This window comes from Pseudomonas sp. P5_B2, assembly GCF_056400445.1.
Genome location: NZ_JBFULH010000184.1, coordinates 1 through 7,840, shown reverse-complemented (window position 1 = coordinate 7,840; position 7,840 = coordinate 1). Strand labels below are relative to the sequence as shown.

General features: G+C 60.0%; 6 protein-coding genes. 5 read left to right on the top strand and 1 reads right to left on the bottom strand.

Going from position 1 to position 7,840, the window contains the following annotated elements; genetic code table 11:
- Positions 1 to 209: 209 nt before the first annotated feature.
- Positions 210 to 1,553 (top strand): CDP-diacylglycerol--serine O-phosphatidyltransferase, encoded by a 1,344-nt coding sequence (gene pssA / locus AC1DRJ_RS15220; RefSeq protein ID WP_477802891.1) that lies wholly within the window; start codon positions 210 to 212, stop codon positions 1,551 to 1,553.
- Here the strand turns inward: pssA and AC1DRJ_RS15215 are convergent.
- Complete coding sequence (locus tag AC1DRJ_RS15215) at positions 1,510 to 2,727, bottom strand: MFS transporter (RefSeq protein ID WP_477802890.1); 1,218 nt, start codon at positions 2,725 to 2,727, stop codon at positions 1,510 to 1,512. The two genes, pssA and AC1DRJ_RS15215, sit on opposite strands and share 44 nt — an antisense overlap.
- A 175-nt stretch (positions 2,728 to 2,902) precedes the next feature.
- On the opposite strand from AC1DRJ_RS15215, the gene AC1DRJ_RS15210 reads away from it, so the two are divergent.
- The 4 genes from AC1DRJ_RS15210 to AC1DRJ_RS15195 all read left to right on the top strand — a co-directional run bounded on the left by AC1DRJ_RS15210 (position 2,903) and on the right by AC1DRJ_RS15195 (position 7,732).
- Positions 2,903 to 3,919 carry an AraC family transcriptional regulator gene (locus tag AC1DRJ_RS15210; protein ID WP_477802889.1) on the top strand — a complete coding sequence of 339 codons (1,017 nt, stop codon included), beginning with the start codon at positions 2,903 to 2,905 and terminating at the stop codon, positions 3,917 to 3,919.
- 165 nt (positions 3,920 to 4,084) lie between these two features.
- Positions 4,085 to 5,749 (top strand): AMP-binding protein, encoded by a 1,665-nt coding sequence (locus AC1DRJ_RS15205; RefSeq protein ID WP_477802888.1) that lies wholly within the window; start codon positions 4,085 to 4,087, stop codon positions 5,747 to 5,749.
- Positions 5,750 to 5,765: 16 nt separating this feature from the next.
- The gene (locus AC1DRJ_RS15200; protein WP_477802887.1) at positions 5,766 to 6,527 is read left to right on the top strand and encodes an SDR family NAD(P)-dependent oxidoreductase; all 762 of its coding nucleotides are present in this window, start codon (positions 5,766 to 5,768) and stop codon (positions 6,525 to 6,527) included.
- A gap of 11 nt (positions 6,528 to 6,538) precedes the next feature.
- Positions 6,539 to 7,732: an acetyl-CoA C-acyltransferase gene (locus AC1DRJ_RS15195; RefSeq protein WP_477802886.1), complete on the top strand. Its 1,194-nt coding sequence runs from the start codon at positions 6,539 to 6,541 to the stop codon at positions 7,730 to 7,732.
- The last annotated feature ends 108 nt before the right edge of the window (positions 7,733 to 7,840 follow it).

Genomic DNA, 7,840 nt, shown 5'->3' with positions numbered 1-7,840 from the left:
ACAGTAAAGCGTTCGTTTTACTTGGTCAGCAGGAATTTCCTTCGCCTGTACCGCCATCATCGCGAGCAGGCTCGCTCCCACAAGAGATAGGTATACCAATGTGGGCGCTGATTTGCCCGGGATCGGGGTCATTACAGACGGTAACAAGACCCAAACCGATCCATGGTGTAAGCTCGTAAATTCTTCAGATTCGACCCACTGCGAGTCCTATGCCGTCGCTTTTCAAACGCTATCTGCTGCCCAAACTGCGCAGTTTTCCGCTGACCGCCGATGCCGTCACCATCCTTTCCGGCGCCGCCGAGTTTCGTCGTTGCCTGCTGGAAAAAATCGCCCAGGCCACGCACCGCATCTATATCGTTGCGCTGTACCTGCAACAGGATGAAGCCGGCCAGGAAATTCTCGATGCCTTGCACGTCGCCAAATTGGCGCGTCCAGAACTGGACGTGGTCGTAGTGGTGGACTGGCTGCGCGCCCAGCGCGGGCTGATTGGTGCCGGCAAGCAACCCGGCAACTCGGCGTGGTATCAAGAAGCGACCCGCACCCACGCCAGTGAAGTGCCGGTGTATGGCGTACCGGTGCAGACGCGTGAACTGTTCGGCGTGCTGCATTTGAAGGGTTTCGTGATTGATGATTGCGTAATTTACAGCGGCGCGAGCCTGAACAACGTTTACCTGCACAAGTTCGACAAATACCGCTTCGACCGATATCACGTGCTGCAGAGCCAGGCGCTGGCCAATTCGATGCAGCACCTGGTTCAGCACGGTTTCCTTGAGTCCAAAGCCGTGCATCGTCTCGACTTGCCGAACCTGCCGACCACCCGCAGCCTGCGCCACGACATCGGCGATTTGCGCAGCCGTCTCAAGCACGCGACATATGACACTACGGCGGGCACCACGCTGAAGGGCGGTTTGTCGGTCAGTCCATTGCTGGGTGTGGGCAAGAACAATCCATTGAACCGGGTGATTTGCGAGTTGATCGCCAGCGCCCAGCACCAACTGACGATCTGCACACCGTACTTCAACCTGCCGCTGGCGGTGACCCGGGAAATCAACCGGGCGTTGGGCCGCGGTGTGAAAGTCGACATTGTGGTCGGCGACAAGACCGCCAACGATTTCTACATCCCGCCGAGYGAGCCGTTCAAGGTGATCGCAGCGCTGCCGTACCTCTACGAGATCAGCCTGCGACGCTTTGCCAAAAAGCATCTACACAGCATTGACAGCGGCAAACTGAACCTGCACTTGTGGCGTGATGGCGACAACACCTATCACCTCAAAGGCATGTGGATCGACCAGCGCTATACCTTGCTGACAGGCAACAACCTCAACCCCCGGGCATTCCGTCTTGACCTGGAAAACGCGTTGCTGCTCGATGACCCGAAAGGCGAATTGCTTGAGCAACGCAACGCCGAGCTGGTCGAGATTTTTCGCAATACCAACCGCATCGAGCGTTATCAGGACTTGGAAACGCTGCTGGACTACCCGCCAGCGGTGGCCAAGTTTCTCACGCGGGTCAGTCGGGTGCGGATTGAGCGGTTGCTCTATCGCATTCTTTAACGTTGATCGCCGCCGGGGGCTTTGGCCACAGGGCCACCAACAGCAGTAGTGCAGCTGCCGCCAGGTAGGGCAGGCGTGGGTCGAGGTCGTAGATCAACGTGGCCGCCAACGGCCCGATGACCACGCCAAACCCTTGCGCGGCACCGATGGAGCCTGCGGTTGCGCCTTGCTCCGAGGCCTCCACGGCATTCGCGGCCAGTGCGGCGAATGACGGAAAGATCAGCCCCATCCCGCCCGCCGATACGAAAAAGCACAGCCACAAACCCCATGCAGTATTTGCGAGGATGCTGCCGGCAAATCCCACGGAGGCCACCAGCGCACCGGCGCGGATCAACTGCAGCGGCGGCCATTCGAGCCGGCGCACCACCAGTTGCGAACAGATCAACGCGAAACCGACCATGGTCAAGGCAATGCCCGCCGTTTGCGCGGCGTCGGACGGGCTCATGCCGAGCCGGTCGAGGGCGAAGAAACCGACGGTAATCTGCGCAATCGACACACACAGCATCGCCACAAATGCCACCGCCATGGGCCGGCGCAGGCGTGGGTCGTTCAGGCGCACTTTGCGCGGTGCTTGCCGCAGGTGCAGTTCCTGACCCTTGAGCTTGAAGCGCAACACCAGAAAGGCCAACAACGGCAGTACGGCCATGGCATAGAACGGCAGGCTCAAACTGAAGCGTGACAGCAATGCGGCGATGGCTGGGCCGATCACCAGGCCACAGGCGTTGGCAGCACCCAATGCCGCCATGGCTTTGGCGCGGTGTTGGGGTTCAATGTTATCGGCAATCAGCGCGTTGCCACCCACCGGGATGGCGGCGTAGAAGACGCCGATCAGCCCGCGACCGATCATCAAACCGATGAACCCCAGCAGCACCGACGGCAGAAATCGCAATGATGCGTCGATAAACAGGCACAAGGCCCAATAGGCGAGGGTGAAACCCGCGGTGGCAACCAACAGAATGCGTCGCCGGCCATAACGATCACTGGCCTGGCCCCAAGGGCGGGCGAGCAGCATCCAGATCACCCCGGACACCGTCACCGCCGCACCGGCCTGCCATGTGGCAAGGCCCAACACCCGGGCAATCGGGCCAATCAGCGAGACGAACGCCATCATCGACATGGAGCAGGCCATGTTGGCGACCATTAACGGGCGCAGGTCGAAGGCGGGAGTGGTCATGGGTGAGTCTTCCGTGAGCTTTTATAGTTTGCGAGGGATGGTAGCGCGGGTCACGGGCCAGGCAGGAGGAAAATCGGTGGTAGTGATAATGCTATCGCTGGCAAGCCCGCTCCCACAGGGATCTGCGTGCGCTAATATGCCCACCACTTAAAACCAACAAGGCTCATCGCGCTCAATGTCGGAAAAAGACACCATCTCCATTCAACTGGTGCGCGAAGCGCTGCTGCAAAGTTGCGCCCCCGGCCAGGCCACCGAAGAGGTGTTGAACAAGGTCGGTATCGATCCAGCGCTGCTGCAAACCGCCAATGCCCGTGTCCCGGCCACCGCGTATGCTCGGCTCTGGCGCTTGCTGGCCCGGCGCGGCGATGATGAGTTTTTTGGCATGGATCCGCGCAATCTGAAGTCCGGCAGCCTGGAGTTTCTGTGCCGCTGCTCAATGGTCCAGCCGAGCCTCGCCGCCGGGCTGACGTCGGGCCTGAGCTTTCTGTCGTTAATGCTTGAACACATGCCCGCGCAACTGGTCCGCCAGCAAAGCCTGGCCGAAATCGTCCTATTGGAAGACGATCAGGACCCACGCCGCGCCTTCACGTATTTCACCTATTGGATGATCGTTCATGGCGTTGCCTGCTGGCTGGCGGGGCGGCGGATTCCGATTCTGGCCGTGGAATTACGCTGCGCAGCACCGGATTTTTGTGATGACTATCAGGTGATGTTCTCCGAGAACCTGCGTTTCGACCGGCCGCGCACCCGGATGATTTTCTCCGCTGACTGTCTGGATTTGCCGATCAAGCGCAGCGCTGAAGAACTCAAGCGGTTTCTGGCCCATGCGCCGGCCAATATCCTGGTCAAGTACCGTGATCCAGAGAGCCTGGCGAGCCGCATCAAACAGGATTTGCGCCAACTGCCTGCGCAACAATGGCCGGAAACCGAGCCGCTGGCGCAGCAACTGTGCATGTCGGCCTCGACCTTGCGCCGGCGCTTGGCGGAAGAAGGGCAGACCTACCAGGGGCTCAAGGACAGCGTGCGCAAGGAGCTGGCCATCGTTTGGCTGGCCGAGCCGAGTATCAGCTTCGCCGAGATCGCCACGCGGTTGGGGTTTGCCGATGCCAGTTCGTTTTATAAGGCGTTTCGCAAGTGGTCAGGGTCGAATCCTGGGCATTACCGGAGTTTGATTTTGAACGAGGCGCACTGATCCGAACCCTGTAGAGAAATGACTGACGCCACAGCTCTAGAACCTTGGCCAAACCAGTCAAGCAACTTGATAACTTTGACCATTGCCCTGTAATGCCCACAGAGCGAGTATTTCCCTGGTTTTTTCGGTTCCCCAACCTAATAAAAATATCGAGGGATTCTGGCAATGCGCGATTACCTGTCTGCCACTTCACAATTCAATTATCAGCACACCGTCGACGCCGCACTCAGCGGTTCCCTGCAAGCGCTCAACGCCTGCGTCGAGTGTTGCGATCGCCATGCCTTGCCGGGGCGTATCGCGCTGTTCTGGGAAGGTCGCGACGGCGCCAGCGCCACGTATACCTTCAGCGATCTTCAGGACAAAGCGGCACGTTTTGCCAATTTCTTGCTGGCCCAAGGCGTGAAAAAAGGCGATAAGGTCGCCGGGCTTCTGCCCCGTAACTTCGAATTATTGATCACCGTGTTTGCCACTTGGCGCATTGGCGCGGTGTATCAGCCGCTATTTACTGCGTTCGGCCCCAAAGCCATTGAACACCGCCTCGGCAGCTCGGCTGCCAAAGTCGTAGTCACCGACGCGGTCAATCGCTCGAAACTCGATGAAGTTGCCGACTGCCCGACCATCGTCACCGTCGGCGGCGCCAAAGGCCAGGGCATCGTCCGGGGCGATTACAGCTTCTGGGCCGAACTGGCCAATTATTCCCCTGCGTGCGAACCGGTGCTGCTGACTGGCGAAGACCCGTTCCTGCTGATGTTCACTTCAGGCACCACCGGCCCGTCGAAAGCGTTGTCGGTGCCGCTCAAAGCCCTCGTTGCGTTTCAGAGCTATACCCGCGATGCCGTGGATCTGCGGCCAGAAGATGCATTCTGGAACGTCGCCGATCCGGGTTGGGCCTACGGCATCTATTACGGCGTTACCGGGCCGATGGCGATGGGTCACCCGATCACCTTTTACGATGGCCCGTTCACCCTCGAAAGCACCTGCCGGGTGATCAACAAGTACGGGATCACCAACCTCACCGGATCGCCGACCGCTTATCGTCTGCTGATCGCGGGCGGCGACCAGTTCGCCAAATCGATCAAGGGCAAGCTGCGTATCGTCAGCAGCGCCGGTGAGCCGCTGAACCCGGAAGTCATTCGCTGGTTCGCCGACAACCTTGGCGTGGTCATTCACGACCACTACGGCCAGACTGAACTGGGCATGGTTCTGTGCAACCACCACGCACTGGAACACCCGGTCCACGTCGGCGCTGCCGGTTTTACCTCACCAGGCCACCGCATCGTGGTGCTCGACGAGGAGTACAAAGAACTCGGTATCGGCCAGCCAGGCATTCTGGCCCTAGATCGCACCCAGTCGCCGATGTGCTGGTTCAACGGCTACGAAGGCGCGCCGACCAAAGCGTTCGTCGGCGACTATTATTTAAGTGGCGACACCGTGGAATGGAACCCGGACGGCAGCATCAGCTTCGTCGGTCGCAGCGATGATGTGATCACCACGTCCGGCTACCGCGTCGGCCCGTTCGACGTGGAAAGTGCATTGATCGAACATCCTGCGGTGATCGAGGCCGCCGTGATTGGCAAACCCGATCCAGAGCGTACCGAGCTGGTCAAAGCCTTCGTCGTGATTTGCGAGCAATACCGCGCCACGCCGGAACTGGCTGAAGAACTGCGCCAACATGTGCGCAAACGTCTGGCGGCGCATTCCTATCCCCRTGAAATCGAATTTGTCAACGAATTGCCGAAAACCCCAAGCGGCAAATTGCAGCGCTTTATCTTGCGCAACCAGGAAATCGCCAAGGCTCAAGAGGCCGCCGCGGAAAACCCTACAGCTTGAATCCAAGGAATTAGTGATGCAGATCGAAAACAAGGTTTTTCTAGTCACCGGCGGTGCTTCCGGCCTGGGTGCCGCCACGGCTGAAATGCTGGCCGCCGCCGGCGCCAAAGTGATGCTGGTGGACATGAATGCCGAGGCCGTTGCGGAGCAGGCCCAGCGCCTGGGCGCGCAAAGCGTGGTTGCAGACATCAGCAACGAAGCGGCTGCCGAAGCGGCGGTGCAGGCCACGGTCAAAGCCTTTGGCGGCCTGAATGGGCTGGTCAATTGCGCCGGCATCGTGCGCGGTGAAAAAATCCTCGGCAAAAATGGTCCGCATGCATTGTCCAGTTTCAGTCAGGTGATCAATGTCAACCTGATCGGCAGTTTCAACATGCTGCGCCTGGCGTCGGCGGCCATGGCTGAAACTGAGCCGGATGCCGACGGTGAGCGCGGCGTAATCATCAACACCGCTTCGGCCGCCGCGTATGACGGCCAGATCGGCCAGGCTGCTTATGCCGCTTCCAAGGGCGCCATCGTCAGCCTGACCTTGCCCGCCGCCCGTGAACTGGCGCGTTTTGGCATCCGTGTGATGACCATCGCCCCCGGTATTTTCGAAACGCCGATGATGGCCGGCATGACTCAGGAAGTGCGCGACTCGCTCGCCGCTGGGGTGCCATTCCCGCCGCGCCTGGGCAAACCGGGCGAGTACGCCGCGCTGGTCCGGCATATTATTGAAAACAGCATGCTCAATGGCGAGGTGATCCGTCTCGACGGTGCCTTGCGCATGGCCGCCAAGTAAGGAGATCTGTCATGACTATTGCCAACGATCCCATTGTTATTGTCAGCGCCGTCCGCACCCCGATGGGCGGTTTCCAGGGCGAACTGAAAAGCCTGACGGCACCACAACTCGGCGCAGCCGCGATCCGTGCGGCGGTCGAGCGCGCCGGCGTCAAGGCCGAATCGGTCGAAGAAGTGCTGTTCGGCTGCGTACTGTCCGCTGGTCTCGGCCAGGCGCCGGCGCGTCAGGCTGCACTGGGCGCAGGGCTGGATAAATCGACCCGTTGCACCACGCTGAACAAGATGTGCGGTTCGGGCATGGAAGCGGCGATCCTGGCCCACGACATGCTGGTGGCCGGCAGCGCTGACGTGGTGGTGGCGGGTGGCATGGAAAGCATGTCCAACGCGCCGTACCTGCAGGACCGCGCACGCAGCGGCTATCGCATGGGCCACGGGCGTGTGCTCGATCATATGTTCCTCGACGGGCTGGAAGATGCCTACGACAAGGGTCGCCTGATGGGCACCTTCGCTGAGGATTGTGCAGAAACCAACGGTTTCAGCCGTGAAGCGCAGGACGCGTTTGCTATTGCCTCGACCACCCGCGCGCAGCAAGCGATCAAGGATGGCAGCTTCCAGGATGAGATCGTCCCGGTGTCGGTCATGGTGRGTAAAGAACAGGTGCTGATCAGCAATGACGAACAGCCGCCGAAAGCCAAGTTGGACAAGATTGCTTCGTTGAAACCAGCGTTCCGCGACGGCGGCACCGTTACGGCAGCGAACTCCAGCTCCATTTCTGACGGCGCGGCGGCACTGGTGTTGATGCGCCGTTCCGAAGCCGAGAAACAAGGGCTGAAACCGCTGGCAGTGATTCATGGTCACGCGGCATTTGCCGACACCCCGGGCTTGTTCCCGGTGGCCCCGGTGGGGGCGATCAAGAAACTGATGAAGAAAACCGGCTGGTCGCTGGATCAGGTCGATCTGTTCGAAGTGAACGAGGCGTTCGCTGTGGTCAGTCTGGTGACCATGACCAAACTGGAAATCCCTCACGAGAAAGTCAACGTTCACGGCGGCGCGTGCGCCTTGGGCCACCCGATTGGTGCATCGGGGGCGCGTATTCTCGTGACCCTGCTCTCGGCCCTGCGCCAGAAAGGCCTGAAACGGGGCGTTGCAGCGATCTGCATCGGCGGCGGCGAAGCCACGGCCATGGCGGTTGAATGCCTCTATTAAATGAATGAACGCAACCACTGTGGGAGCGAGCCTGCTCGCGAAGCGGATTTACATTCGACATTTCTATCGACTGATACACCGCTTTCGCGAGCAGGCTCGCTCCCACAG